Below are 24,680 nucleotides of genomic sequence, written 5' to 3' on the forward strand. Positions count from 1 at the left end.
GGATGGCCGAGGTCGCACTCACCAACGTCGAGAAAACCTACCCGAACGGCTTCAAGGCCATTCACGGGATCGATATCGACATTCAGGACGGCGAGTTCATCGCTCTCGTTGGCCCGTCGGGCTGCGGGAAATCGACTCTGCTGCGCATGGTGGCCGGGCTGGAAAGCATTTCCGGCGGTGAAGTCGCCATCGCGGGCCGTGAGGTCAACAAGCTGGAGCCGGCGGACCGGGATATCGCCATGGTATTCCAGAACTACGCGCTCTACCCGCACATGACCGTCCAGGGGAACATGGCCTACGGCCTGAAAAACCGCGGCATGGCGAAAGAAGAGATCGCCCAGCGGGTGCAGAAGGCCGCCGAGATTCTGGAACTCTCCCCGCTTCTCGACCGGCGACCGCAGCAGCTTTCCGGCGGTCAGCGTCAGCGCGTCGCCATGGGTAGGGCCATCGTCCGCGAGCCCGCCGTGTTCCTGTTCGACGAGCCGCTTTCCAACCTCGATGCCAAGCTCCGCGTACAGATGCGGGTCGAGGTGAAGAAACTGCAACGCCAGCTCGGCACTACCAGCCTCTATGTCACCCATGACCAGGTCGAGGCCATGACCATGGCGGACCGGCTGGTGGTCATGAATGCGGGCATCGCGGAGCAGATAGGCACCCCGATCGAGGTCTATGACCGTCCGGCCAGCATGTTCGTCGCCGCCTTCATCGGCTCACCCTCGATGAACTTCATGACAGGCAAGGTAGAAAGCGGCGCGGCCGTGCTCAGCTCAGGTCAGCGGATCGGTCTGAACGGGCAGGCGAAAAACCTCGCCGAAGGTCAGCCGGTGACAGTCGGCATCCGACCGGAACATTTCCAGCCCTGCGGCGAAGGGGAAGGCCTGGAGGTCCGCATCGATCTGGTTGAGCATCTCGGCGCGGAAACGCTGATGCACGGCGCGGCACCCGGTAATGGCGACCTGACCACGGTTCGGATCGCCGGTCACCAGACGCTTTCGGGCGGTGACAGCATCCGGGTCAGCGTCGCGCCGGATCAGGTGCATCTGTTCGATACGGAGAGCGGCAAGCGGCTCTGAGCTAGGCGCCGACCTTCGCCAAGAGGCGTTTCAGTTCCTCCCGCTCGGCAGTGTCGAGCGGCGCCAGCATCTCTTCCTCGACCGCTAGGTGGGACAGGACGAGGCTGTCCGCGAGGGCAAAGCCGTCTTCGGTCAAGGCGATCTTGAGGCTGCGCCTGTCTTTCGGATCCGACCGGCGTTCGACGAGGCCACGCTTTTCCAGACGGTCGAGCCGGTTGGTCATAGCCGAGGTTGAAAGCATCATCTCGCCGGCCAGCTCGGACGGTGTCAGGGTCTCGCCTTTGCCTTGACGGCGCAGCGTCAGTAACACGTCGAATCCGGCGCCATCCAGCCCGCCTTTCGCGGCATTGCCTTCAACAGCGGTCCGGACCCTGTCATTTGCCCGCCGCAGCGCACCGCAGACCGCCATGGGGGACGGATCGAGGTCGGGCCGTTCCCGTTTCCACTGCTGAAGGATCGTCTCCAGAGCGGCACCCTGTGCGGATTCCGCAGGCGATTTTGCACGCGAGTCTTGACTCATGGATCGTTCGCCATCAAATAGTTCGATATCAAATTATCTGATGCCGTATAATCGTGCATCGAATGATGCCAGCTTAAGTCACCCGCCCCGGAATGTGAAGGACTTGCCCCATGAGTTATCTCCGTACAACGGACCATCCGATCGAACCGCTCTTTCTGGACAGATGGTCGCCGCGCAGTTTCGAGCCCGAAATCATGCCGGACGAGGACTTGCTGACAATTCTCGAAGCGGCCCGGTGGGCTCCCTCCGCCTTCAATATTCAACCGTGGCATTTCCTTTATGCGACCCGGAACGGTGCGCATTGGGACCGGTTCGTCGGTGTGCTGGACGATTTCAACAAAGCCTGGGCGCGCGACGCCTCCGTTCTCTTTGTCCTGCTCTCCGATACGCTCATGCGGGGGGACGCCACCCGGCCCGACCGTGTGTCCACGGTAAACAGCTTCGACGCGGGGGCGGCCTGGGCCCATCTCGCGCTTCAGGCCACGGCGCGCGGCTACCACGCACATGCAATGGCCGGGATTGATCGGGAGCGCGCGCGTTCCGCACTCGCCATTCCGCCACGCTTCAGGATTGAAATCGCCATTGCGGTGGGCCGCAGGGGGGCGCCGGAGCGGCTGCCGAATGCGCTGGCCGAGCGGGAGGCGCCAAGCGACCGCAAGCCGTTGTCACGGATTGCTTCGCCGGGACCCTTCCCGGCGGGGACAGTGCGCTAGAGCGGGAGGAGAACCAAGATGACGCAATCGCTTGACCATCCCGAAGAAGGCGCGCAACCAAGATCGATGTTTGCGAACCCGTCTCTGTTGTTGCTCATGACCGGCGCCCTGATTGGTGTGAATTTCCCGCTCGGGAAAATCGCTGGCGACGCTGGTATCTCGCCCATTCTCTGGGCCATGATCCCGTCGCTCGGGGTCGCTGCGCTGATGCTCCCGGTACTCGTCATGCGGCGCGGTCTCCAGCGTCCTGACCGGACGCTGGCCCGCTTTTCTGTGATTGCGGGGCTGGTCTCCTACGTGATCCCGAATGTCATTCTCTTTGCCGTTATTCCGCATGCGGGTGCCGGCTATATGGGGCTGATGTTCGCCCAGTCGCCAGTCTTCACGCTGGCCTTCTCGGCCCTTCTCGGCCTCAAGACACCGAACCGGCTTGGTCTTGCCGGGATCGCGGTTGGATTGACCGGGGCGGCCATTGTCAGTCTGACCAGGGGTGCGGCTCCGGATGCGCCGGACCTGTTCTGGATCGTGGCGGGCTTCGCGGTGCCGGTCGCGCTTGCTGTCGGCAATGTCTACCGCACCATAGCCTGGCCGGAGAACACCTCGCCCGACGCCCTCGCTTTCTGGAGTCACGGGGCGGCGATCATCGCTTTTGTCGCGCTGCTGTTTCTGGTGGAGGGGACGGTGCCGCTTGCTTCTCTGGCGGCAGTGCCCGAAGCGGCTCTGTTGCAGGCGGTGGCGGCGGCGGCGACATTCCCGCTTTTCTTTCGGCTTCAGCATCTTGGCGGACCGGTCCTCTTGAGTCAGATCGGCTATGTCGCCGCCAGCGTCGGTCTGGTCATCGCGACATTTTTGCTCGACGAGCGCTACAGCCTCGCGACCTGGGCCGGTGCTCTGGTCATTGCCGTGGGCATCGCTCTGACGGTGATGGCACAGCGGCGCACCTGATTACTCATTGAGCCGGCGCGGCCGGCTTGCCTCCTGAATCCGCTTCCGCACAGCGCGTGGGGACGCTATAGCTCGGCAATGACATTTGACCAGATTGCCATCCTCGCCATCATCGTTGGCGCTCTTACAGCCTTCATCTGGGGGCGGTACCGGATCGATCTCGTTGCCATGCTGGCGCTGCTGCTGTCGGTGGCGGCCGGGGTCGTCGATCCGCTGACGGCCTTTGCCGGTTTCGGTCATCCGGCCGTCATCACGGTGGTAGCCGTGCTCGGTATGTCGGCGGCGCTGACCCGCTCCGGTGCGGTCGGTGTGATCGCGGAGCGCATTGCCCAGCGCACCAAGTCGGACCGGGCGAAGACCTTCTCGCTGATCGGGCTGGCCGGGGTGATGTCCAGCGTCATGAACAATGTCGGCGCGCTGGCGCTGTTGATGCCGATAACCTTGTCGGTTGCCCGCAAGGCCGGGCTTTCGCCGTCCCGGCTGCTGATGCCGCTGTCCTTCGCCTCGTTGCTGGGGGGCATGATCACCCTGATCGGCACGCCGCCGAACATCATCATCGCCGACTATCGCCACAAGGTAACGGGCGAGGCCTTCCAGATGTTCGATTTCCTGCCGGTCGGCCTCGCGGTCGCCGTCGTGGGCATTATCTATCTGGTTTTCATCGGTATCAGGCTGGTGCCGAACCGGCGCGCCAATGACGAGGGAAAGCGCCTTTTCGAGCTTTCCAGTTATGTCACGGAGTTCAGGGTTCCCGCCGATTCGCGCCTGATCGGACAGACCATCCGGGCGCTCGGTGACCGCAACGAAGACAGCGGCCGGCCGACTGTGCTTGCATTGCTGCGCGACAACGAGCGAGTGGTCCGCAGGCTGACCCGCGAACCTCTGGCCGAAGGCGATCTTCTCTTGGCCCACGGCTCTGCCGAACAGATCGAGGCGGCGGTGCAGAAGGGCCTTGAGCTGGTCGATGCCAAGGAACTCGATGCCATCAAGTCAGATATGCCGGAAAACGGGGAGCTCGCCGTGGTTGAGGCGGTGATGCCGCCGCGTGCCTGGATCGAGGGCCGTAGCGCTGCCATGCTGCGCCTGCGCTCGCGTTACGGGCTGAACCTGCTCGGGGTGGCCCGCGGCGGGGCGCCGATCAACACCCGGCTGCGCGACGTGCGGTTCCGGGCAGGCGACGTGCTGATGCTGCAGGGTGACAGCGACCAGATCTATGGCACAATTTCCTCCCTCGGCTGCCTGCCCTTGGCGCAACGCCAGATGAGCCTGGAGCGGCCGAAAATTCTGATCCCGGCACTGCTGTTTCTGGCCGCCATCGTCGCTGCCAGTCTCGGCATTCTGCCGGCGGCGGTGACGCTTGCGGGCGGTCTCGCGGCCATGGTGGTGTCCGACAATATCTCCATGAGCGAGGTCTATGATGCCATCGACTGGCAGATCGTGGTGTTGCTGGGAGCGATGATACCCGTCGGCACGGCGATGCATGAAACCGGGGCGGCGGGGCTGATCGCTGGAGCCATGGCGAGTGCTGTGGCGGATGTCTCGCTGTATCTGGTGCTGGCGCTTTTGCTGCTGGTCACCATGTTCCTGACGGATATGATGAACAATGCGGCAACGGCGCTGGTTATGGCGCCGGTCGCGCTTGGCATCTCCGAGCAGCTCTCGGTCAATGCCGACCCGCTTCTGATGGCGGTTGCGATCGGCTCCTCCAGTGCGTACCTGACCCCGATCGGGCACCAGAACAATCTGCTGGTGATGGGCCCCGCGGGGTACAAATTCGGGGACTACTGGCGAGTCGGCCTGCCGCTCGATTTTCTGATCATGGCAGTGGCGGTTCCGCTATTGCCCGTGGTCTGGCCGTTCTGAGCCCGGAAGCGGTTCAACCCAAGCGGCTCACCCGAGGTACAATATGTCTGATCAAAAGACAGGAACCGGTCTGATCGATCCGGGCCTGATTGTGCCGACCATCATGCTGGTCGGTCTCGGCGGCCTCTGGGGGCTGTCCTTTTCGCTCTCGAAAGTGGCGGCGATAGGCGGCGTGCATCCCTTTGCCTATGCCTGGATGCAATCGACCGGCGCGGCGCTGTTTCTCACCCTCGTCTGCTACCGCAGGGGCATCCCGTTCGATCTCAGCCGGGGCCATCTGGTATTCTTCCTGGGCGCGGCGGTGATCGGTCTTGTGCTGCCGAACATCAATATCATTACGACAGCGAAATATATCCCGGCAGGCGTGATGAGCACGGTGGTCTCGACCGTGCCGGTGCTCGGCTACGTGCTGGCCGTCGGCCTCCGGATCGAGGGCTTTCGCTGGAACAGTGCGGTGGGTATCGGGCTTGGACTGGTCGGGGCGCTGCTGATGGTGCTGCCGAAAACCAGCCTGCCGTCGCCGGACATGGTGCCCTGGGTGCTGCTGGCCTTCCTGACCCCGGCGCTGTATGCCTGCAGCGGCATCTTCAGCGACCGGATGCGGCCGGACGGCACGCACTCGCTGGCGGCGGCGCGCGGCATGCTGATCGTGGCGTCCCTGGCGACATTGCCGCTGATGCTGGCGGTGGACGGCTTCTACCCGCTGATGGCCGATCCCGGCCCGACCGATTACGCCATGCTCGGGCAGATCTGCATCTCGTCCGTCGCCTACATTCTCTATTTCGAAATCCTGAAACGGGCCGGGCCGGTGTTCCTTAGTCTGGTGTCTTACGTGGTGACCCTGTTCGGGCTGTTCTGGGGCTGGGTCATCTTCGGCGAGATCCATTCCGCCTGGATCTGGGCCTCCGTCGGCTGCGTCTTCACCTCGATGGTTCTGGTGAATATCGGACGACGGGCGCGCTGAAAAGAAAAACGCCCCGGGCGGAACCCGGGGCGCTCTCTTGATCAGATCGTTATGTGGCTCAGGCGGCTTTCGCCGGAAGGGCGAAGTTCACTGCGTCCAGCTCAGACACCAGCGAGGCGGCCTTGTCGGCCGGGAGCGGCATGAACGGAGCGCGGACATTGCGCCAGCTTGCCTTGCCGCTGTTCTTCGCCAGCAGTTCCTTCAGCGCGGCGGCTGCCGGATAGTTCTGCAGGGTCAGACGCTCACGGGTGAGCTGGTCCTGCAGCGCCTCGGCATCGGCCGAGCCGGCTTTCCAGGCGGAAAAGACCTTGGCGCAACCGCCGACCGTGACGTTGCCCGTCGCGGTGATGGTGCCGACACCGCCGGCCTTCAGAACGTCGAGCAGATAGCGCTCGGTGCCTGCGAAGACGTCGAAGCCCGGGAACTTTTCGGCCATTGCCTTCATGTTCTCGAAATCGCCGGAGCTGTCCTTCACACCGCAGACGGTGTTCGGGAATTCCTTCAGCATCCGGGCGATCAGCTCGTGGCTGAACGGCACCGCGGACATCTGCGGGAAGTGATAGAGATAGACCTTCATCGCATCGCTGCCGATGGCTTCGAAGGTGCGCGAGAAGTGGGTGAACAGGCCTTCGTCGCTCGGGTTCTTGTAATAGAACGGCGGCAGCATCAGGACATGCTCGATACCGATATCGAGGGACGCCTTCGTCAGCGCGACCGTGTCCGGCAGCGCGCAGCAGCCGGTGCCGATCATCAGCTTGTCCTTCGGCAGATCGGACGCGCCGAGCTTGTCGAGGAAGGCCAGCCGCTCGGCGACGGACAGCGAGTTCGCTTCGCCGGTGGTGCCGAACAGCAGCACACCGTCGCAGCCGCTATCCAGAAGCCAGCGGGTATGGTCGAGGGTGAGGTCGATATCGACCGAAAGATCGTCGTTGAAGGCTGTCAGGCCGGCGGCCATGACACCCTTGATGCGCGGGCTCGTGCTCATGCGCGCTCTCCTTAGGTATGGAAGGGCAAAAAGAAGCCGGAGCTTAGTCCCGCGCGGGATTCCATTCAAGCGAGGGTCGCACCACGATGCGGAAGATCTGCCGTGCGAAACCGGCGTTAACCGGCGATGCGCTTGGAGATATTTCTGCAGTTCTCGTGTACGGCGATTTATTCTGGCGCGCCGACCAGATGCTAGATCTTCTCATTGGTACAATCACGCAATGGGCTGATCGAGTCGCCTATTGAACTACCGATTCTACTAGATTGAAGAACTCAAAGTACGTTCTTAAAGCTAAAATTCGTTTTAGCTCATTTTTAATGCGTCTTTAAGGCGTAGGACAGCGTCATCAGAGAATAATTGTGCGATTATTTCAATAGTTTCAGTACCTTCATGGCTTTTTTGTTCGTAGAGGAAATAGCCACTGACATCGCTCAACTCTGTGTCTGATAAGGCAATTTTTCGATTCGTGAGCGGCGAAATATTCAGAGTCTGGTTGTGGTTCAGTTTCGCGCTAAAATAGAAGTCCCCCATGAACCACCCCCGAGGTTGATACGTTGTCTACTGATAAAACGCACCGAGAAGTTAAGGATCCGCAAATTTCGGCACGATTTCTTGCGGACTACATGTTCGCTTCTGAGCTAGCGCGCCGAACAATCGTTCAATCATGCAAATACCGGCCGATAGCGCGACTTGTTCAGCACAATGAAGCTAAAACAACGATCTCAAATTTTCTCATGGCTGAGAGCCGGGAAGAATCAATTTTGCGGGAAAAGTCCGATTCTCTCCGGGAACGAATGGCAGATTCGGATTTCGAGAGAGACTTATTTGATCACAATGCTGATTATTTGGATCGGTTTGCATCGATAAGCGATCAACTCGATATCCCGCAGAGTGAGACATACTCTCATGGGAAAGTTGTTCCTTTGAGTTTAAGTGGTGTGCGCGTCACAAGTGAAATTCATTGCAGATTTCGCCGTTTAACAAAGTCCAATAAGGTTAAAACCGGAGGCGCTACACTTCGTTACGCTAAAGGCAAACCGCTCAACCCTGAGGTTGGGGCATGGCAGTCCGCATTCTTACTCGGTTATTTGAGATTTGTAGGAACTGAAGATGCGTCTGAGCCTGAGGGAAAGTTATGCATAACAATCGACGCTTACGCTGGGGAGGTCTTCCCAGCGCCAACGGACTCAATATCCAGATTTAAGAATATGATGGCTGCTTGTGAGTCGATTGCAGAGCGTTGGCCAAAAATTAAACCTCCAAAAAATGCCAGACTTTAAACGCTGATCATCTTTGGGCGAATCGAAGCGCTTCGGCGTCAGCCCGCGATGCGCCTGGTTAGATCCTTGGCGATGTCTTCCGGTGTGGTGTCGAAGCCGAAATGGCTGACATAGCGTCCGTTCGGTCCCATCAGGTAGGTGATGGTGGAATGATCCATCAGATAGTCGCTGAATTCCTCGCTCTCGACCTTCTGGTAGAACACCCGGTAAGCCTTGGCGACTTCCGCGATCTGCTCCGGCGTGCCGGTCAGGTAATGGATCTTGTCGTGGAAATGCTGGCTGTAATCGCCCAGCGCGGCGGCTGTGTCCCGTTTGGGGTCGATGGTGATGAAGACCGGCTCGACCTGGTCGGCCACCTTCGGATCCAGCATGTCGAGGGCCTGGGTCATCACCGTCAGCGTCGTCGGGCAGACATCCGGGCAGTAGGTGTAGCCGAAGAAGACCAGCATATAGCGGCCCTTGAGATCCTCGTTCGTCAATGTCGCCCCGGTCTCGTCGGTCAGGCTGAAGGGACCGCCTACAAGATCCGCCGCGCTCTGCTGTCCGGCGATCCGGCCGCCGCTGACGATCCAGTAGCCTGCGGCGATGGATCCTGCGAGGGCTAGGACGAGAAAGCCGACGAGGAAGAAGAAAGTCCGTTTCGACATGTCAGATCCGGGCGTTGGTGGACAAATTGATCAGGACTATAGGTATAGGCCGTTGCCTCAGAATTGCGAGAGCGTCTCGCGCAATTGTGCCGCCTCGTCCGATGTGAAGCGGCGTTCTATCAGGATTTGCTTGGGAGAAGCGGCGGTGCGGTAAAACGCCTCATTCTTCTCTGGCTGGGTCTGGATCACCGCGCCGTCGAGGGCGCCGCCACCGAACAGCCCCTTTGATTTCGAGAACGCAATGAAATCCGCGCCGAGAGAACCGGCGCTGGATGCGCCAACCCCGCCACCGATGGTGCCGACGGCGATGCTGGCATCCGCACCGAACTTCACCTGGTCGCTCATCAGCGAATTCAGGCCTTTCTCCGTCATCACCACCAGCAGGACCTGTTTGGCCTCGACACCGATCTGAAAGCCAATACTGCCCGCCGCCAGCGAGTAGAACGCGGGATCGCTCCAGTCGCCGGCACCCGTGCGGGCGAGCAGAACGCCCTCGCCGTATTCGCCGCCGACCACGAAGCCGGCTTTCACCAGCTGGGGAATGATGAGCACGCCCTTTGACCGTTTCAGATAGTCGGCAACGGGGCCGACGACGTTCGGATCGCTGGTCAGATCGCGCAGCGTTGTCCCGGCCCGTTCCACCGTCATCGAGGCGTCTTCGGCTCGTGCCGTGGTTCCGAAAAGAGTCGTCGCGAAAAGGATCGCCGCAAGAAAACCGTACCGCATGCCTGATCTCCTCATGGCTTTGCTCTGCATGGTGTCTGATAGATGGGGCTCGAAGCCCGCTTTGTTAGCTCAAAAACCGGCACTGATGTTGAGTCCGCGTAGTCTCCAGGGGGATAACGCGCCAGTAGCCTCTTCGGTTCCCGCATGGTCGGCGAGGCAGAGAGAAAGCGGCGATATTTCCAGCGCCAGCGCGTTCTCCGGTGTCATCCCCAGGATTGTCGCGACAATGGCCCTGATCGAGCCGCCATGGCCGATCAGCACGATATCCTGTGCCGGATGGGTATTCGTCAGAATAGCAAAGGCGGCGGACACCCGCGCCGTCAGGTCGGCGAAACTTTCCCCGCCGGGAGGCCGGTTGCGGGCCGGGTTGTCCCAGAAGGCCGCATAGTCCGCCGAACCCTCACGGCCCAGCGCATCATGGGTCGTTCCTTCCCACGCTCCGAAATCCTGCTCGGCGAAAGCGGCTTCTACAATCCGCTCTTGCGGTGTCCACCCGGCTGTTTCCAGCATGTCCGCAGTGTCGGTTGTGCGACGAAGCGGCGTGGTTATGAGGAGTGAGGATTGTGGAAGCTGAGCCGCAATCCGCTTCAGAAGTGCCGGGTCCTGGGGGATTGCAGGCACGTCCGTGCGCCCGTAGACGGTGCCTTTCTCGACCGCTGCCGGGGCGTGTCGGAGCAAATGCCAGCGGGTCGGATTCACGCGGGCCAGCCGAAACTAGCGGCGCCCGCCGGGAGCATGGTCAGAGCAATCAAGACAAAACATTCGACAATCTGCTCGCTGCCGCCGAGGACGTCGCCGGTATAGCCGCCGATCTGCCGCTTCGCGAGCAATGCTGTTGCGCCTCCGGCAAGCGCCGTGGCGGCAAGGGCGGCAATGAAGCCGGTGCCGGGCAGCAGGGAGAAGGACAGCAAGGTGCCGAGCGCGAGGCAGAGGCCTGTGGTGACCGGTTTTGCCCGGCCTGCGCCGCTGCCGAGGCCGGTCGCGGTGGCGGGCGCGAGGCAATAGGCGATCGGCAGGATTGCCGTCCGTCCCAGAACATGCGCTGCCGCGAGACCGAAGGCGGCAAGCCAGGGCGCGGCAATGGCGAGGTTGGCGAGGCAGGCGGCCTTTATGCCGGTGGCGATGACAAGGGCCAGCACGCCATAGGAGCCGACCCGGCTGTCCCGCATGATCTCGATCTTCCGCTCCTTCGTGCCGCCGCCGCCGAACCCGTCGGCCAGATCGGCGAGCCCGTCTTCATGCAACGCACCTGTCAGGAAGGCGGTGAGGACAAGGGCGATCAGGGCGGCCGCGAGCAGCGGAATTCCGGCATGGGCGCCGAGCCAGAGCGCCCCGCCGCCAAGCGCTCCGACCAGCAGTCCGACCAGCGGGAAGGCCCAACCGGTATGCATCAGCGGCCGGTCGGCACGCGCGGGCGCCGGCACCGGTAGCCGGGTCAGGAACATCAGGGCATGGAGCAGATCGTCCACCCACCAGGGGCGCCAGACCGAAGCCGGTTTTTTGCTCGCCATGACTGCCAGAACCCCGTTGTGCCGATCTGTTGCGCGGCGTCTCCAAGCGTCGCTCCCGGACTATGCGCCCGCTCGGACTATGCATTGGCTCGGATCGCCTGTATAGGGGGCGGCATTCCAAAGAACAGTTCCCTGTGATGATCCATGAGCGACGAACGTTTTTCGCCCGAGACTGCGACCTTCGACGAGATCCGTGGCCTGTTCCGCGCTCTGCCCCCGGCAGACCTCGAGGCGGGCACCGCGGCGGTCAGTCGCGAGGCGCAACTGACCAAACCGTCCGGCTCCCTCGGCCGGCTTGAGGACCTGACCCGCTGGATGGCGGCCTGGCAGGGCAAGTACCCGCCGACCGTCGAGCATCCGCGGGTCTGTGTCTTCGCCGCCAATCACGGCGTGACGGCCAAGGGCGTTTCCGCCTATCCGGCCGATGTCACCGCGCAGATGGTGCAGAACTTCATTTCCGGCGGCGCCGCGGTAAACCAGCTGGCCCAGCTTTTTGATGCCGATCTCCGGGTCTACGAGATGGCGCTCGATCAGCCGACGGCGGACTTCACCGAAGAAGCGGCGATGGAAAATGGCGACTGCGCCAGAGCCATGGCCTACGGCATGATGGGTGTGGAGCCGGGCATCGACCTGCTCTGCCTCGGCGAGATGGGGATCGGCAACTCGACCTCTGCCGCTGCGATCTGCCACGCACTCTATGGCGGCACCGCTGAAGACTGGACCGGTCCCGGCACCGGTGTCACCGGCGATGCCTTCAGCGCAAAGGTAAAGGCGGTGGCCGATGGCGTCGCCTTGCACAAGGCGCGGACCGAGGACCCTCTGGAACTCTTTGCCGCCGTCGGCGGGCTTGAGCTTGCGGCAATCGCGGGTGCTGTGCTGGCTGCCCGCATGGCGCGGGTGCCGGTTCTGCTGGACGGTTATGCCTGTACGGCCGCCGCCGCTGTTCTGCATGCCGCCGATCCGCGCAGCATCGAGCATTGCCAGGTCGCCCATTGTTCCGCCGAGCCGGGTCACCGGCTGCTGCTGGAGAAGATCGGCAAGGAGCCGATCCTCGATCTCGGCATGCGGCTGGGTGAGGGCTCCGGCGCGGCGCTGGCCATCGGTATCCTGAAATCGGCGGTGGCCTGTCACACCGGCATGGCGACCTTCGCCGATGCCGGTGTCAGCGGCCCCGCCTGACATTCCCGGAGCTCCCATGCCGAAACCCTGGCGCGTGCTCGACAGCCGGATCGAATATAAAGACCGGTTCCTGGCCCACCGCATGGACAAATGCGAGACGCCGCACGGTCAGATCGTCGATCCCTACCATGTGATCGAGCTGCCCAACTGGGTGAACATGGTTGCCGTGACCGATGATCATCAGGTGCTGATGGTGCGGGAATACCGGCACGGTATCGGCGAGGTGGTGTTCGGACTGCCCAGCGGGACCGTCGATCCTGGCGAGACGGAGCCGATGGGCACGGCCAAGCGGGAGCTGCGTGAGGAGACCGGTGCCGAGGCTCCGCACTGGGTGCAGACGGGCCGGATGTATCCGAACGCTGCCGTGATGACGAATACCTGTTTCAGCTTTCTCGCGGTCGGTGCCCGCATCACCGGTGAGACTGCATTCGATGACGCCGAGGATATCGAGACCGTGCCGGTGCCAATCGAGGATCTCTACCGCCGGCTGCTGGCCCGCGATCTGACCATGACGGCAATGCATCTGGTCAACCTGCACGAATCCGGGCTCTACATCCTGACCTCGGGCGATCCGCTGGTGGCGGAACTGCGCGCGAAGCTGGCGCCGCTCTACTCGCCGACCTGACCTATTCGCCAACCTGAAGCAGGCGGCCTTCCTTGCGGGCACTGCGGTAGGCCAGCCAGAAGACGCCAGCGCCGATGATGAAATAGACCACATTCAGCATCATGGCGCCGGCCAGCAGGTCAAGCCGGAACGTGCCGTCGAACAGCACCGCGCGCATGCCTTCGAAGACATAGGCGGACGGTGTCGCCCAGGCGACCATCTGCAGCCACTCGGGCATTACCGAGACCGGGTAATAGACAGCGGAAATCGGCGCGAAGGCGAAGACCAGCACCCAGGCGAGGCTTTCGGCGCCAAGTCCGAAACGCAGGATGATGCCGATCACCGCCAAGGCGATGCCCCAGGCCATGAAGAACAGGCAGGCCATGAAGGCGAATAGCGGCAGGCCGATCGAGAAAATCGAGAAATCGTAGAAAACGATGGCCAGCAGCGCCGGCGGCAGGGCACCGATCAGCGTGCGCACCAGGCTCATCACCATCAGTGTGATGACGAATTCATGCGGCCGGAGCGGGCTGACGAACAGATGGCCGAGATTGCGCGACCACATCTCTTCCAGGAAGCAGAGCGAGAAACCCATCTGGCCCCGGAACAGGATGTCCCAGAGCAACACGCCCGCCAGCAGCACCCCGGCGGCCTGCGCAACCCAGCTCGACTGGTCGAGGAAGAATTTTGTGACGAAACCCCACTGGATCATCTGCATGGTCGGCCAGTAGGCCATTTCCAGCAGACGGGGCCAGGATCCGCGCATCAGGTAGAAGTACCGGAGTACCATTGCCCAAATGCGGCCTGCGTTGAACAGGGACGCCGGCGGCGGGGTGAAATCGAGATCCGCGCTCATGTCGTGCCCCGATCTTCACCATCGCCGTTATCCGCCGCAACGCCGGTCTGGCGCGCGACGTCGAGAAAGACTTCATCCATGGTCCGACGTCCGTATTTCGACAGCAGCTCCGACGGGCTGCCCCGGTCGACGATCGTGCCCTGACGCATCATCAGCACGTCGCTGCAAAGCCGTTCGACTTCCTGCATGTTGTGCGATGCGAGCAGGACGGTGGCGCCGGTGTCGCGCTGATAATTTTCCAGATATCCCCGGATCCAGTCGGCGGTGTCCGGGTCGAGCGAGGCGGTCGGCTCGTCCAGCAGCAGCACGCGCGGTTTGTTGATCAACGCCTTGGCGAGAGCCACACGGGTTTTCTGCCCGGCCGAGAGCTTGCCCGACGGCCGGTTCATGAAGTCTGTCATGTGAAGCTGTTCAGCCAGCTCGGCAATGCGCGCCTTCGGCTCCGGGACCGAATAGAGCCCGGCATAGATCCGCATATTCTCCCGAACGGTCAGCCGGTGCGGCAAGTCGACATAGGGCGATGAGAAATTCATGTAAGGCAGGGCCCGGTAGCGGTCCTTTGCCATGTCACAGCCAAGAATCGAGACGCCGCCGCTGCTCGGCTCCAGCAGGCCCAGCATCATCGTGATTGTGGTCGTCTTCCCGGCCCCGTTGCCGCCGAGCAGGCCGACGGTGACCCCGGCAGGGACCGAAAAGCTGACCCCGCGCACGGCGTGAACGTCGCCGTAGCGTTTCTCCAGGTCTCGAACCTCGATGACCGTCTTGCTCATGGAACCGTACTCGTGGGGGGTGGTCGGATGTGCCTAAATCGGCGTCGCGACCTTAGCCCGAGCCGTGCTACTGGACAATGATGCAATCAAGAGTTTGGGCGCCAGAGGGCGCGGTACACGAAACGACGAAGGTGGCATCAGGTGGCTGAACAGCGAAACAGCGCCGGAGATTTCGCCGATCGCTTCGGGCTTGGCCCGGCGGGCGCGCGGACCCTGACGACGATCCGTTGGGTGGCGCTGATGGGGCAGCTCATCAGTCTGCTCGTCGTGCATTACGGTCTCGGCTTCCCGTTACCACTGGAAATCACGCTTGGGATCGTGGCGGCTGGTGCGCTCTACAATCTCGCCATCGAGGGGGTGCGGCAGGCCGGCCGTGCGCAAACAACCCGAGCGGCGGCCTTCGGGCTCGCTTTCGACATCGCCCAGCTCGGCTATCTGCTGTACTGGACCGGCGGGCTGGAAAACCCGTTCGCGCTGATGCTGATCGCGCCCGTTACCGTCTCCGCCACCATTCTCTCCGGCGCGGCGACTGTCTGGCTGAGTTTCCTCGCGCTTGTGTCCGCTTCGGTGCTGGCCGTGGTGCATCAGCCGCTGCCCTGGCCCCGTGAAGGGCTGGAATTACCGAACGTCTACGTGTTCGGCCTGTGGATGGCGATTGTCATCACCACCTTGTTCATCGCCGGATACACCTACCGGGTCAGCCGGGATGCGCGGCGCATGTCGGACGCATTGGGCGCGACACGGCTGGCCTTGTCGCGTGAGCAGCAGCTCTCGGCCCTCGGCGGCCTGGCGGCGGCGGCGGCGCATGAACTCGGCACGCCGCTCAGCACCATTGCGGTTGTCGCCCGCGAGTTGCGGAAGGACCTGCCGGAAGGCAGCGAATGGGTCGAGGATGTTGACCTGCTGCTGAGCGAAACAGCGCGGTGCCGCGACATCCTGACCCAGCTTTCCCGTCAACCTGATCAGGAAACGATGGGTCCGTTCAAGTCCATGCCCTTCAGCGCCATGGTCGAAGCCGCAGCAGCGCCGCATCAACGGGACGAGATTGTTGTCATCATTGAGCAGCACGGACCGGACGGCGCGCTGGATCTCGCAGCAGGTGAAGGGACGGCACTAACGGATCAGCCGCGGGTGGTTCTGACACCGGAGATGAACCAGGGCATCGGCACGCTGGTCCAGAACGCGGTGCAGTTTGCGTCGGAAACCGTGGAAATCACGGTCTATTGGGATGAGGCGACAGCGTCGGTCATCATTGAGGATGACGGGCCCGGATTTGCGTCCCTGGTACTGGACCGGCTGGGCGAGCCCTATGTCTCCAGCCGGGCCGGCAAGGACGGCCATATGGGCCTTGGTATCTTCATTGCAAAGACCCTGCTTGAGCGTGGCGGGGCATCGCTCTCTTTCTCCAATCGTGCCGAAGGTGGCGCCCGGGTGACGGTGCAATGGCGCCGCAGCGATCTGGAAGCGGCGTGAGCACAACTTGACCGAGAGCAGATTTCCCAGCATAAGCCAGCTGGCTACAGACCGGCCCCGAAAGGCGGAGGTACTTGGTGACAGACGATCAGAATTCAGGTGACGAACTCCCCAAGCTTCTGGTGCTCGACGATGACGAGCCGTTTCGCAACCGGCTTGTCCGGGCGATGGAAAAGCGCGGCTTCGCCGTGACCAGCGCAAGTTCGGTCGCCGAGGGCTTGAAAGCGGTACGTGACGATGCGCCGTCCCATGCGGTGCTCGACATGCGGCTGACGGATGGCAGCGGGCTCGATGTAGTTGCCGCCTTGCGGGAAGCCAATCCCGATGCCCGCATTATCATGCTGACCGGCTACGGTAATATCGCCACCGCCGTCGCCGCCGTGAAAGCGGGCGCGGTGGATTATCTGCCGAAACCGGCCGATGCCGATGCCATCGCCGCCGCCTTGCTGGATCACGAAGAGGCCCTGCCGCCGCCGCCGGACAATCCGATGTCGGCCGATCGGGTGCGCTGGGAACATATTCAGCGGGTCTTCGAGCAATGCGGCCGTAATGTCTCGGAAACGGCGCGCCGTCTGCGCATGCACCGCCGGACCCTGCAGCGAATCCTGAACAAGCACGCACCGCGCGGTTAGTCGCCGGGGAATGTGAGGTCAGTGAATGTGGCTTCCGCCGTTAACGTCAAGGGTGGCGCCGGTCACATAGGCTGACAGATCGGACGCCAGGTAAAGGCAGGCGCCGGCTATGTCGGATGGCTGTCCGGCGCGTTTCAGGGGGATTGCCGAGACGATCTCTTTGAACATCTCCGGTGTGACGTTCCCGTCGAGCATTCCGGTTTCGACCATGGACGGACAGACAACATTGGCCCGGATCCCGGAGGGACCGAATTCCCGGGCAATGGATTTTGTCAGGCTGATCACGCCTCCCTTGGACGCGGCATAGTGCGCGCCCCCGACCAGCCCGCCGCCACGCTGCGCCGCCACTGAGGCGAGGTTGACGATCGATCCGCTTCCCTGATCCGCCAGAACCTCCAGAACACTGCTGCAGATGTTGAAGGTGCCCTTCAGGTTGACGTTCAGAATGTCATCATAGTCAGCCTCGGTGATCGATTTCATAGACTGGGATTTCACGATGCCGGCGCAATTCACCAGGCAATCGATGGTTCCGAATTGCGTGACGATACTTTCGATGGCCTGTTTGCATTCCTCGGCGCTGCGGATATCGCATCTGGCGCCCCAGATGCGCGCGGGAGATCCGATGCGCGTGGAGATACGCGCACTGATTTCGGCCAGCGCATCGTCGTTCATGGCGATGTCGGGAACGGCCAGCCTGGCGCCATGAGCGGCGAATAGCTCCGCGGTTGCGTAACCGATGCTTCTCGGTGACGCGGCGCCGGTAATCACGCAGACCTTGTCTTTCAGCAGCATGGTTCTTCCTCCCGGTATCGGCATGGCCGGTCGTGGATATTCACTTCGATTGTGCTCCGGGCGCGGCATGTGCGGCGCCTGACGCAATCAGGGTTTCTGCTTCCTCATGCTTGAAGCCGAGGTCATCAAGGATTGCGCGGGTTTCGTAGCCGCGGGGCTGGGCAGATGAACGGTTGGACGGATAGGTGCCGTCGACCCGTATCGTGGAGCGCAGGGCAGCGGATTTTCCTTCAGCCGGATGCTGCTCCCACTGGACCAGGCCGACGGCGTTCAGGTGCGGATCGGCCTGCAGGCTTTCGAGCGTGTGACAGGGCATGACTGCTATATCGGCTTTGCGGAAAATCCGGAGCCATTCGTCGGTTGTCTTGTGCGTCAACGGCGCGCCGCGCACTTCAAACCACTCGGCAACATGTGTGGCGCGTGCAGCCACGGACGAAAATCTGGGGTCGTCGAGCAAGTCCTCTCGTCCGACTGCCGCCAGGAATGCACGCACCTGAGGATCGGTGTTGATGGTGAACGAGATCCAGCCGTCCGCGGTCTGAACGGGCTTGTTGTGCGGGCTCAGCAGGCGGAGGTCGCCCGGCGGCCCGACAGGCGGATCGAAACTCGCTTGTGCCAGATGCTCCTGCAGGACGAATGACGCCATCGTCTCGAACATCGGGATTTCGATACTGCGGCCTGCTCCGCTTGCCCGGCGCTCCATCAGGGCGGCCATGATGGTGCCGGCGGCGATTTCTCCAACAACATGATCGCAGATCAGCATCGGGACGTAGGCAGGTGCACCGTCACGGGCATAGGCCAGTCCGGCCATGCCGGTGGCTCCCTGGACGACGCTGTCATAGGTCGGCAGGCCGGCATATGGGCCGTCGGTTCCGTATCCGGCAATAAGGCAATGAATTTTGTCGGGATATCTGTCTCGGATGGTGGTGGCGTCGAGGCCGAGCCGCTCAAGGGCGTCCGGACGGATATTGGCGATGATCACATCGGACGTCTGCACCAGCCGGTTCATGATTTCCCGGCTGGCCGGGTTCTTGAGGTCGAGGCAGATGTTGCGCTTGCCCCGGTTCAGGTGGAGGTAGGCACCCGAATGCTGACCGGTCGGCGACGGCCCGCCGAGCCCGCGCATCAGGTCGCCGCCAGGGCTCTCCACCTTTATGATTTCAGCGCCGTATTGAGCGAGCCGCCAGGTTGTCACCGGACCGACGACGACGGTCGTCAGGTCGAGGATCCGAACGCCTTCAAGGGGAGCGAATGTCATTGGCATTCCAGCTTCATTTCGGCGGCTCTGAGACCATTGGCGGCAAAAGCGCTCAGGTTCCAGGCAGCGGTTTCGTGGTTCGCCGTGAGTGTGATCGGGTTCCCGCAGAACAAAGGCGCGGTGTGTTTCACGGACAGTTTTCGGGGCATCAGTTTCAGATCGTTTCTGATGAATTCGCTGAGCAACAGGGTCGTAAGCCCGCCGTTGACGACGAGATCCGGATATCCCTCCACATCACGGGCGTAGGCCTTGTCGATGTGGATCTTGTGCGAATTGAAGCCGAGGGCGGAGTACTGGAACAGAAGGGTCTCGTCCGGGATGACGATCGTGTTTCGGTCGCCGCCGGGGATATTGGCATCGGGGACCTCAGCCGCGACCGTCTTTGCTCTGTCGCTTGCGGCTGCCTCCAGCAGGATATAGGTCGCTTCCTCAACGATGGCGGGAGCGCCGTTCTGTGCGACGGCCAAACTATGCTCGACGGTGACGAATGCCATCGGGCCTGAAGTGGCTTCCTTCTGTGTCAGGGATGCGACCTTGCTCGTCCGCTGCAGAGCCGCGCCGATCGGAATGTCCGCGAGAAACGTGACGCGCCGCCCGCCGAGAACCAGTCGGCTCAGACCCATGTCCGGGATGGCCACACCGAGGCCGGGGAAACCGTCGCCCCGCAATTCGGATCTCCGCGTCTCTCCGGCCAGCATGGGGAAATGCCAGCCGCGGGGCAGGGTATCACCTTCTCTTAACCGGTCCGGGTCGAGATCCAGCATCGCCGCAATCCGGCGCGCCGTGCCCAGAGCGCAGACCTCCGTGCGCCGGATAGGCTGAAATTCTTCCGTGCCGGACATGGGAGCCTTCCATCATCGTGGGAAGCTCAATAAATCATATTTAATTGTATTACTGCAAATATGAATTTGATGAATTGCGAGTTTCCGCCATTTGGGGCTAAAGTCTCCGTGGATGTTTCAAATACGGAAATTAAAATTCACAAATGAGATTTATGTAAGCCGATATATCGGTGGACACAGGCGGCATGTTTTGCAGGCCGCTCAAAATCTCTAGGGCAGGAGATGCGCGATGAAGATCCAGTTCCATCACATGAATCTGTGCACCGAGAACGTGCAGCGGTCGTCGGAATTCTACCGGTCGGTCTTCGGACTCGATTCGGTGAACTACCAGCGGGTCAATGCCAGTGACCATGCCGGTTATGGCGGTAATGTGGACTTTGTGACCGACGGAGCCGTCGAGTTTCATCTGGCCCGCCGCGACATTGATCTCGGGTTCCGGATGAACCATGTGATCAATCCGCTCGACCGCGGGCATTTCTGCTTCCGGACCAACGATATCGAGGCGTTCAAGCGCCGTCTTGAAGAGAAGAAGATACCTTATTCGGACTATGGAACCTGGGCGATGGCCGGTTGGTATCAGATTTTCTTCCACGATCCGGACGGCAATATTATTGAAGTCCATCAGACTGGAAAGTGAGAGACCCCGAATGGACGCGTGCGATGAATGACGTTTCGAAACTGACCAGGAAACGGGAAGCTTCCGAGGGTCCGGCCTATGCGGCACCGGCGCTCGAGAAGGGACTGGATGTGCTTGAGTTGCTCTGCCGTTCGGAGTCCGCGCTTTCGATCAAGACGATTGCACAGATTCTCGGACGCAGCGTGGGAGAGTTGTACAGAATGGTCAGCTGCCTCGTCGAGCGAGGGTATCTGGTCAATGTGGATGACAAATATCATCTCTCGACCAAGCTGTTCGAGCTGGCGCACATCAACCCGCCGACGCATCGGCTGCTCACAGAGGCAATGCCGGTCATGCAGAAGCTGTCGGCGGAACTCGATCAGTCATGCCATCTCAGCGTCTATGCCGCGGGGCGACAGATGGTTGTCGCCAAGGTCGACAGTCCGAGCGGTATGGGGTTCAGCGTCCGTGTCGGTGCCGAGCTTGATGTACTTGTATCGGCGTCCGGTCGTGTGCTGCTGGCCTTTCAGGATCAGGTCACGCGCCGTCAGCGTATCGCTGAATCCGAGGCACGCCGGCCGGAACAGGCCGACCCGCAGATCGAAATTGTTCTCGATACCATACGGGAACGTGGTTTCGAATCTTCACCGAGCGTTCAGGTGCGCGGCCTCTATGCGGTGGCATTTCCGATCAGCGATACAAGCGGTCACGCAATCGCGGCGCTGACAGTGCCCTTTGCGGAGCGGATCGATTTGGCTCAACGCCGTTCGATCGACTCAATCGAAAGGCACCTTGGCGAATCCGCCTACGAGATCACCAGCAGGACCGGCGGTCTTGTCACGTGAAGGATAGCGCTGTCCGGAGAGTTTTCTGTCGCTAAACGATGCGGGCGTCCGCGCTCAATTGCTTGTCGATATAGCGGCCCTGGAACATGGTGATGCCCAGGGACTGACCGAACCGGACGGCTTCGTCTGAATCGCAGCGGGTCAGGATAATCCGGGCACGACCGCACCGATCCACATGCTCTTTCAACTCGGCGGTCCGGTTGCCGGACATGTCGTCCGCCATGTCCGGGGTCCAGATCAGTTTCAACAGATCAAGGCCGAGCCGTTCACGGTCGATGAATTGAAGCGTCAGGTGGTTCAGGCCGTCAAGGCAGATCCGGTAGCCGCGCTCGCGCATGAAATCGCGGGCGAACATGTAGGCGCCCATATCGCCGAAAATATCAATCTTCTGCAACTCGATCACGACCGTGCCGCGGGCAACGGCCTTCAGGCTGGCATCGAAGTTCAGGAACGGCGGAGACAGGATCGTCTGTACGTTCAGATTGACGCTGAAGGAGCTGGCGATCGAGCTGTCGTCGTTCCGGATCAGCAGGGACAGCATCCGTGCGTCCAGCGTCTGCGTCAGGTGCTGGAACAGCCAGAGATTGGAGGCCAGATCGAATTCCGGCAGCACGGTCTGTTGCAGATCGTGGATCGAGATGAACAGTTCCCGGAACACCGGCTGGGGGTTCGGGTTGTTCGGCGTCAGGGCGCAGACCGGCTGGCGGCGCATCAGGTTCGAAAGGTCGGCCCGCTGCAGGAAGGATTCCAGTTTGCCGAGTTGTTCGGGGTCGAGCGGCTTGCGCGAACCCTTGGCGCGCGGATCGACTTTCTGTTCTGCATTGACGGACATGCGCGACTTGCGTTCGCGCTCCCGGTGCATCTGCTTGACCAGCTCCAGAAGATCCTCGTACTGGGTCGCGACGTTGAACCAGGAGCAGAACCGGGCCAGATCCTCTTCCTCGTCGCCCTGCGAAAGCGGATCTTCGGAGAAGAGATACCGGACCTTCATGATGGCCGCGTCGATATCCTCGACGGTGGCATCCTTGCAGACGAAGAACAGGTCCGAGTTGCTCAGGATGAAGATCTGGCCCTCGTAGTTCTGGACCATGCCTTCGAAGGTGGCCGCCGCGATCCGGATATGGTGATCCTGACGGTTCTGCGGGCGCAGCCGGGAAAGATGGATATGGACGGCCATGCGGCCTTCCACGTTGCGCCCAAGGCGCTGGAGATAGTCGAGCAGCAGGTATTCCTGGCTCGGGCCCCGATTTCGGCTCTGGACTTGGCTCAGCGCCATGTGGTCCTCCGTCTAAACTCCTGAGGGCCGTTTCCTGACCTTCTTCTTACCACGCGGCCCGCGGCGCGGGCACCCGATAATTGCTTTGTATCCCGCCGTCAGTGCGGGCGGGACAGGCTAGAAGCGCAGGAATGACCATTTGGTAATCACGCTCGAAAATGCGGAAATTTGCATAAAAGGCCACTAAAATCTCGCGCGATGGACCAAATCTTCCTGCGTGTTTATGGACTATGCGCATAAAAATGTTTTGTTTCAATGGATAATTCGCCTATTTTAAAGCGCTGGATAAGCGAATCGCAGATCGACCCGGGGTTGGAATCAACTGGCCTGTTACATGACCCTTTGTATTTGGTGGCGTAAATGCTGGATCAACTTGGCGTTCGTGATCGCCGGACTTGTATTAACCTCTATTTTAATAGGGTTTTCTGCTGAAGTCGTTCTTGCACAGCAGGCATACAAGGAGTCCGTCCGGGGCCGCCAGCGTCTCGATTTCGAAAGCTATGGTTTGTCGCTGGATTTGCTCAGCCGGCCGGATGATCGTTCGGATGCCGGGCGGCTGGCCGGAAGCTTTGATCTCTTCCCCAGGGTCACTGTCGATGCCGGTCGGGACAGCAATGTCACCCGGGTCAAGAGCGGTGAAATCTCCTCGTCGGTGACGGAAGTCAAGGCGGAAGCGGCGCTGCGCTCGAACTGGACCAATCATGAAGCCTTGCTGATCGTTGATGTAACGGACAGGCGGGTCGCGGAATTGAGCCGCGAGAATACGGTGGGTGCCCGTCTGGCGACGGCGGTGCGGGTCGATATCGATGACGGTATCTTTGCGCGCGGCTTTGCCGAAGCGAAGCGCGGCCATATCCGGCGAGGGGACGATGCGGATCCCGGAGCCGGGTTCGAGCCGCTGACCTTCAGTCAGTATCTCATCGGTGGTGTTCACGATGACCGGCGGGACGACCGGGTATTTACGCGTGTCGTCGGGGAAGCCGTGCACCGGGACTATAATCCGACGGACAGCGTAAATCGCGATTCGCTGGACCGCACGACGTTCAATTTGCGCGGCTTTGTCGGATATTCCCCAGGCGGTGAATACGATATCTTCATTTCTCCCAGCCTGTTGCGTGACGTCTATACCGAAGAGGTTTCTGAGGTTCAGAACTCGACGCGTCTCACGCTTTCTGTCGGGGCCGTGCGCGACATTACCGGAGTGAGCTCTTTCAACGGGCGGGTCGGAGTCTCGCACCGGGTGTTCGACGAGAGCGATCGTTCGGCACAGACGGATTTCGTATTGTCCGGCGGCATGCTCTGGAACCTGACGCCGGTCATGACCCTTACCGCCCGCGCGGATATCGAGAACCAGCAGTCGGACGATCCGACCGCCGGCACGAAACTTTCGCGGTCCTTTCGCACGGGCCTCGACTATGATCCGTTCGAACAGTTGATAATCGGTGGTTACCTGTCCGTGGCAAATGACGAATATCAGCAGATTGACCGGGAAGACGATGATTTGCTCGTTGGAGCAAACGCAACCTATCTGATCAATGAGCATCTCTTCGCCGGACTGAGCTTTGAACACGAGATTTCGGATTCGACCGATCCAGCGCGGGACTTTGACGCCACAACGGTGATGTTCAGGATTGGCGCAAAACTTTGCTGCCAGGCAGATGACGGTATCGTCAATCCCTTCAATCTCGGCCGGTTTTAGGAGAGACAGATGCGACCAGCCTTCACTCTCGCATCGACCCGTCTTGCGGCCGGAGCTGTGATGGGACTCGTTCTGTGTCTCGGGCTCTCCGCCTGCGGCACAAATGATATTGACGAGTTGCCGCCGCCATCGACACCGACCATTGCGGAATACAGGCTGGTTGCAGGCGATCGCGTGGCGGTGACGGTCTTTGGCCATCCGGAGCTTTCTGCGGTGGTCGACATCTCTGACGACGGGCAGATGGAACTGCCGCTGGTCGGGAAGATCGATGCGCGGGGCAAGACCGCGCTGGAACTTCGCGCTTTGGTGACCGGAATTGTTGACCTCAATTATGTGATCGACCCGAAGGTCGATATCGTCATTGCCCGCTATCAGCCTTTCTACGTCTTGGGCGAAGTGAACACGCCGGGCAGTTTCGATTTTGTCCTCGGTCTCAACCTGCGAAAGGCGGTGGCTGAAGCCGGCGGCTTCACACGCCGGGCGGCAAAATCCCAGGCCTTGCTGACGCGGCGCACCGAACACGGCCAGACCGTGCGCGATGTCAGTCTCGATACGTCCATCTATCCGGGTGACGTGATCGAAATCAAACGGCGCTGGTTCTAGGGGACGGG

27 protein-coding genes are annotated in these 24,680 nt (G+C 61.3%); 14 read left to right on the top strand and 13 right to left on the bottom strand.

The genetic code is table 11. The features are described from left to right. The first annotated feature begins 2 nt into the window (after positions 1 to 2). On the top strand, positions 3 to 1,073 hold the full coding sequence (locus K328_RS0112845) for a sn-glycerol-3-phosphate import ATP-binding protein UgpC (RefSeq protein ID WP_028466320.1): 1,071 nt from the start codon (positions 3 to 5) through the stop codon (positions 1,071 to 1,073). 1 nt (position 1,074) lies between these two features. Here K328_RS0112845 and K328_RS0112850 read toward each other — a convergent pair whose 3' ends face one another. Continuing rightward, positions 1,075 to 1,593 carry a MarR family winged helix-turn-helix transcriptional regulator gene (locus K328_RS0112850; RefSeq protein ID WP_028466321.1) on the bottom strand — a complete coding sequence of 173 codons (519 nt, stop codon included), beginning with the start codon at positions 1,591 to 1,593 and terminating at the stop codon, positions 1,075 to 1,077. Between the two features lie 110 nt (positions 1,594 to 1,703). Between K328_RS0112850 and K328_RS0112855 the strand changes: the two genes are divergently transcribed. The 4 genes from K328_RS0112855 to K328_RS0112870 all read left to right on the top strand — a co-directional run bounded on the left by K328_RS0112855 (position 1,704) and on the right by K328_RS0112870 (position 6,078). Continuing rightward, a complete protein-coding gene (locus K328_RS0112855; RefSeq protein ID WP_028466322.1) occupies positions 1,704 to 2,306 on the top strand; it encodes a nitroreductase family protein in 603 nt (200 codons plus the stop codon). A gap of 18 nt (positions 2,307 to 2,324) precedes the next feature. Further along, on the top strand, positions 2,325 to 3,251 hold the full coding sequence (locus K328_RS0112860; protein ID WP_051284853.1) for a DMT family transporter: 927 nt from the start codon (positions 2,325 to 2,327) through the stop codon (positions 3,249 to 3,251). A 78-nt stretch (positions 3,252 to 3,329) separates the two neighbouring features. Next, positions 3,330 to 5,114, top strand: a complete 1,785-nt coding sequence (locus tag K328_RS0112865; protein ID WP_028466324.1) for an SLC13 family permease — start codon at positions 3,330 to 3,332, stop codon at positions 5,112 to 5,114. A 43-nt stretch (positions 5,115 to 5,157) separates the two neighbouring features. Further along, a complete protein-coding gene (locus K328_RS0112870) occupies positions 5,158 to 6,078 on the top strand; it encodes a DMT family transporter (protein WP_028466325.1) in 921 nt (306 codons plus the stop codon). Between the two features lie 58 nt (positions 6,079 to 6,136). Here K328_RS0112870 and K328_RS0112875 read toward each other — a convergent pair whose 3' ends face one another. Together K328_RS0112875 and K328_RS0112880 are read right to left on the bottom strand one after the other, a co-directional pair. Beyond that, the gene (locus tag K328_RS0112875; RefSeq protein WP_028466326.1) at positions 6,137 to 7,063 is read right to left on the bottom strand and encodes a dihydrodipicolinate synthase family protein; all 927 of its coding nucleotides are present in this window, start codon (positions 7,061 to 7,063) and stop codon (positions 6,137 to 6,139) included. Between the two features lie 303 nt (positions 7,064 to 7,366). Beyond that, positions 7,367 to 7,594, bottom strand: a complete 228-nt coding sequence (locus K328_RS0112880) for a hypothetical protein (protein WP_028466327.1) — start codon at positions 7,592 to 7,594, stop codon at positions 7,367 to 7,369. Between the two features lie 23 nt (positions 7,595 to 7,617). Between K328_RS0112880 and K328_RS26685 the strand changes: the two genes are divergently transcribed. Beyond that, the gene (locus K328_RS26685; RefSeq protein WP_156901311.1) at positions 7,618 to 8,343 is read left to right on the top strand and encodes a hypothetical protein; all 726 of its coding nucleotides are present in this window, start codon (positions 7,618 to 7,620) and stop codon (positions 8,341 to 8,343) included. 38 nt (positions 8,344 to 8,381) lie between these two features. Here the strand turns inward: K328_RS26685 and K328_RS0112885 are convergent, their stop codons facing one another. The 4 genes from K328_RS0112885 to cobS all read right to left on the bottom strand — a co-directional run bounded on the left by K328_RS0112885 (position 8,382) and on the right by cobS (position 11,227). Further along, positions 8,382 to 8,990: an SCO family protein gene (locus K328_RS0112885; protein WP_028466328.1), complete on the bottom strand. Its 609-nt coding sequence runs from the start codon at positions 8,988 to 8,990 to the stop codon at positions 8,382 to 8,384. A 57-nt stretch (positions 8,991 to 9,047) separates the two neighbouring features. Beyond that, on the bottom strand, positions 9,048 to 9,716 hold the full coding sequence (locus tag K328_RS0112890; protein WP_205620655.1) for a lipid-binding SYLF domain-containing protein: 669 nt from the start codon (positions 9,714 to 9,716) through the stop codon (positions 9,048 to 9,050). Between the two features lie 69 nt (positions 9,717 to 9,785). Next, the gene (locus K328_RS23900) at positions 9,786 to 10,415 is read right to left on the bottom strand and encodes a histidine phosphatase family protein (RefSeq protein WP_051284854.1); all 630 of its coding nucleotides are present in this window, start codon (positions 10,413 to 10,415) and stop codon (positions 9,786 to 9,788) included. Then, on the bottom strand, positions 10,412 to 11,227 hold the full coding sequence (gene cobS, locus K328_RS23905; RefSeq protein WP_084608279.1) for an adenosylcobinamide-GDP ribazoletransferase: 816 nt from the start codon (positions 11,225 to 11,227) through the stop codon (positions 10,412 to 10,414). Before cobS ends, K328_RS23900 begins: the two co-directional genes overlap by 4 nt. Before the next feature lie 144 nt (positions 11,228 to 11,371). On the opposite strand from cobS, the gene cobT reads away from it, so the two are divergent. Further along, complete coding sequence (gene cobT, locus K328_RS0112905) at positions 11,372 to 12,406, top strand: nicotinate-nucleotide--dimethylbenzimidazole phosphoribosyltransferase (protein ID WP_028466330.1); 1,035 nt, start codon at positions 11,372 to 11,374, stop codon at positions 12,404 to 12,406. 16 nt (positions 12,407 to 12,422) lie between these two features. Next, positions 12,423 to 13,031, top strand: coding sequence for an NUDIX hydrolase (locus K328_RS23910; protein ID WP_051284855.1), 609 nt, complete (start codon positions 12,423 to 12,425; stop codon positions 13,029 to 13,031). 1 nt (position 13,032) lies between these two features. Here K328_RS23910 and K328_RS0112915 read toward each other — a convergent pair whose 3' ends face one another. After that, the gene (locus K328_RS0112915) at positions 13,033 to 13,866 is read right to left on the bottom strand and encodes an ABC transporter permease (protein WP_028466331.1); all 834 of its coding nucleotides are present in this window, start codon (positions 13,864 to 13,866) and stop codon (positions 13,033 to 13,035) included. Next, positions 13,863 to 14,636, bottom strand: a complete 774-nt coding sequence (locus K328_RS23915; RefSeq protein ID WP_036554023.1) for an ABC transporter ATP-binding protein — start codon at positions 14,634 to 14,636, stop codon at positions 13,863 to 13,865. Before K328_RS23915 ends, K328_RS0112915 begins: the two co-directional genes overlap by 4 nt. A 141-nt stretch (positions 14,637 to 14,777) precedes the next feature. Here K328_RS23915 and K328_RS23920 point away from each other — a divergent pair, with 141 nt between their 5' ends. Together K328_RS23920 and K328_RS0112930 are read left to right on the top strand one after the other, a co-directional pair. Then, positions 14,778 to 16,109 carry an ActS/PrrB/RegB family redox-sensitive histidine kinase gene (locus K328_RS23920; RefSeq protein WP_205620656.1) on the top strand — a complete coding sequence of 444 codons (1,332 nt, stop codon included), beginning with the start codon at positions 14,778 to 14,780 and terminating at the stop codon, positions 16,107 to 16,109. Between the two features lie 77 nt (positions 16,110 to 16,186). Continuing rightward, complete coding sequence (locus K328_RS0112930) at positions 16,187 to 16,741, top strand: ActR/PrrA/RegA family redox response regulator transcription factor (protein WP_028466332.1); 555 nt, start codon at positions 16,187 to 16,189, stop codon at positions 16,739 to 16,741. Between the two features lie 18 nt (positions 16,742 to 16,759). On the opposite strand, the gene K328_RS0112935 is transcribed toward K328_RS0112930, so the two are convergent. Genes K328_RS0112935 through K328_RS0112945 form a run of 3 tightly spaced genes read right to left on the bottom strand, consistent with a single transcriptional unit; the run spans position 16,760 to position 19,633 of the window. After that, a complete protein-coding gene (locus K328_RS0112935) occupies positions 16,760 to 17,533 on the bottom strand; it encodes an SDR family NAD(P)-dependent oxidoreductase (RefSeq protein ID WP_028466333.1) in 774 nt (257 codons plus the stop codon). Positions 17,534 to 17,573: 40 nt separating this feature from the next. Continuing rightward, positions 17,574 to 18,791: a CaiB/BaiF CoA transferase family protein gene (locus K328_RS0112940; RefSeq protein ID WP_028466334.1), complete on the bottom strand. Its 1,218-nt coding sequence runs from the start codon at positions 18,789 to 18,791 to the stop codon at positions 17,574 to 17,576. Next, entirely contained in the window at positions 18,788 to 19,633 is an 846-nt protein-coding gene (locus K328_RS0112945; protein WP_028466335.1) for an HTD2 family dehydratase, read from the bottom strand. Before K328_RS0112945 ends, K328_RS0112940 begins: the two co-directional genes overlap by 4 nt. A 229-nt stretch (positions 19,634 to 19,862) precedes the next feature. Here K328_RS0112945 and K328_RS0112950 point away from each other — a divergent pair, with 229 nt between their 5' ends. Together K328_RS0112950 and K328_RS0112955 are read left to right on the top strand one after the other, a co-directional pair. Continuing rightward, positions 19,863 to 20,270: a VOC family protein gene (locus K328_RS0112950; RefSeq protein WP_028466336.1), complete on the top strand. Its 408-nt coding sequence runs from the start codon at positions 19,863 to 19,865 to the stop codon at positions 20,268 to 20,270. 23 nt (positions 20,271 to 20,293) lie between these two features. Further along, complete coding sequence (locus K328_RS0112955; RefSeq protein ID WP_028466337.1) at positions 20,294 to 21,094, top strand: IclR family transcriptional regulator; 801 nt, start codon at positions 20,294 to 20,296, stop codon at positions 21,092 to 21,094. A gap of 31 nt (positions 21,095 to 21,125) precedes the next feature. Here K328_RS0112955 and K328_RS0112960 read toward each other — a convergent pair whose 3' ends face one another. Continuing rightward, a complete protein-coding gene (locus K328_RS0112960) occupies positions 21,126 to 22,370 on the bottom strand; it encodes an EAL domain-containing protein (RefSeq protein WP_028466338.1) in 1,245 nt (414 codons plus the stop codon). Between the two features lie 334 nt (positions 22,371 to 22,704). Between K328_RS0112960 and K328_RS0112965 the strand changes: the two genes are divergently transcribed. Then, positions 22,705 to 24,069, top strand: a complete 1,365-nt coding sequence (locus K328_RS0112965) for an outer membrane beta-barrel protein (RefSeq protein ID WP_084608281.1) — start codon at positions 22,705 to 22,707, stop codon at positions 24,067 to 24,069. 9 nt (positions 24,070 to 24,078) lie between these two features. Further along, positions 24,079 to 24,672 carry a polysaccharide biosynthesis/export family protein gene (locus K328_RS23925; protein ID WP_051284856.1) on the top strand — a complete coding sequence of 198 codons (594 nt, stop codon included), beginning with the start codon at positions 24,079 to 24,081 and terminating at the stop codon, positions 24,670 to 24,672. The last annotated feature ends 8 nt before the right edge of the window (positions 24,673 to 24,680 follow it).

Source organism: Nisaea denitrificans DSM 18348 (assembly GCF_000426505.1).
Lineage (GTDB): Bacteria > Pseudomonadota > Alphaproteobacteria > Thalassobaculales > Thalassobaculaceae > Nisaea > Nisaea denitrificans.

Coding starts and splice junctions, on each gene's coding strand:
- K328_RS0112845 (WP_028466320.1), top strand. CDS start 3: ATGGCCGAGGTCGCACTCACCAACGTCGAGAAAACCTACCCGAACGGC.
- K328_RS0112850 (WP_028466321.1), bottom strand. CDS start 1,593: ATGAGTCAAGACTCGCGTGCAAAATCGCCTGCGGAATCCGCACAGGGT.
- K328_RS0112855 (WP_028466322.1), top strand. CDS start 1,704: ATGAGTTATCTCCGTACAACGGACCATCCGATCGAACCGCTCTTTCTG.
- K328_RS0112860 (WP_051284853.1), top strand. CDS start 2,325: ATGACGCAATCGCTTGACCATCCCGAAGAAGGCGCGCAACCAAGATCG.
- K328_RS0112865 (WP_028466324.1), top strand. CDS start 3,330: ATGACATTTGACCAGATTGCCATCCTCGCCATCATCGTTGGCGCTCTT.
- K328_RS0112870 (WP_028466325.1), top strand. CDS start 5,158: ATGTCTGATCAAAAGACAGGAACCGGTCTGATCGATCCGGGCCTGATT.
- K328_RS0112875 (WP_028466326.1), bottom strand. CDS start 7,063: ATGAGCACGAGCCCGCGCATCAAGGGTGTCATGGCCGCCGGCCTGACA.
- K328_RS0112880 (WP_028466327.1), bottom strand. CDS start 7,594: ATGGGGGACTTCTATTTTAGCGCGAAACTGAACCACAACCAGACTCTG.
- K328_RS0112885 (WP_028466328.1), bottom strand. CDS start 8,990: ATGTCGAAACGGACTTTCTTCTTCCTCGTCGGCTTTCTCGTCCTAGCC.
- K328_RS0112890 (WP_205620655.1), bottom strand. CDS start 9,716: ATGCGGTACGGTTTTCTTGCGGCGATCCTTTTCGCGACGACTCTTTTC.
- cobS (WP_084608279.1), bottom strand. CDS start 11,227: ATGGCGAGCAAAAAACCGGCTTCGGTCTGGCGCCCCTGGTGGGTGGAC.
- cobT (WP_028466330.1), top strand. CDS start 11,372: ATGAGCGACGAACGTTTTTCGCCCGAGACTGCGACCTTCGACGAGATC.
- K328_RS23910 (WP_051284855.1), top strand. CDS start 12,423: ATGCCGAAACCCTGGCGCGTGCTCGACAGCCGGATCGAATATAAAGAC.
- K328_RS0112915 (WP_028466331.1), bottom strand. CDS start 13,866: ATGAGCGCGGATCTCGATTTCACCCCGCCGCCGGCGTCCCTGTTCAAC.
- K328_RS23915 (WP_036554023.1), bottom strand. CDS start 14,636: ATGAGCAAGACGGTCATCGAGGTTCGAGACCTGGAGAAACGCTACGGC.
- K328_RS0112935 (WP_028466333.1), bottom strand. CDS start 17,533: ATGCTGCTGAAAGACAAGGTCTGCGTGATTACCGGCGCCGCGTCACCG.
- K328_RS0112940 (WP_028466334.1), bottom strand. CDS start 18,791: ATGACATTCGCTCCCCTTGAAGGCGTTCGGATCCTCGACCTGACGACC.
- K328_RS0112945 (WP_028466335.1), bottom strand. CDS start 19,633: ATGTCCGGCACGGAAGAATTTCAGCCTATCCGGCGCACGGAGGTCTGC.
- K328_RS0112950 (WP_028466336.1), top strand. CDS start 19,863: ATGAAGATCCAGTTCCATCACATGAATCTGTGCACCGAGAACGTGCAG.
- K328_RS0112955 (WP_028466337.1), top strand. CDS start 20,294: ATGAATGACGTTTCGAAACTGACCAGGAAACGGGAAGCTTCCGAGGGT.
- K328_RS0112960 (WP_028466338.1), bottom strand. CDS start 22,370: ATGGCGCTGAGCCAAGTCCAGAGCCGAAATCGGGGCCCGAGCCAGGAA.
- K328_RS0112965 (WP_084608281.1), top strand. CDS start 22,705: ATGACCCTTTGTATTTGGTGGCGTAAATGCTGGATCAACTTGGCGTTC.
- K328_RS23925 (WP_051284856.1), top strand. CDS start 24,079: ATGCGACCAGCCTTCACTCTCGCATCGACCCGTCTTGCGGCCGGAGCT.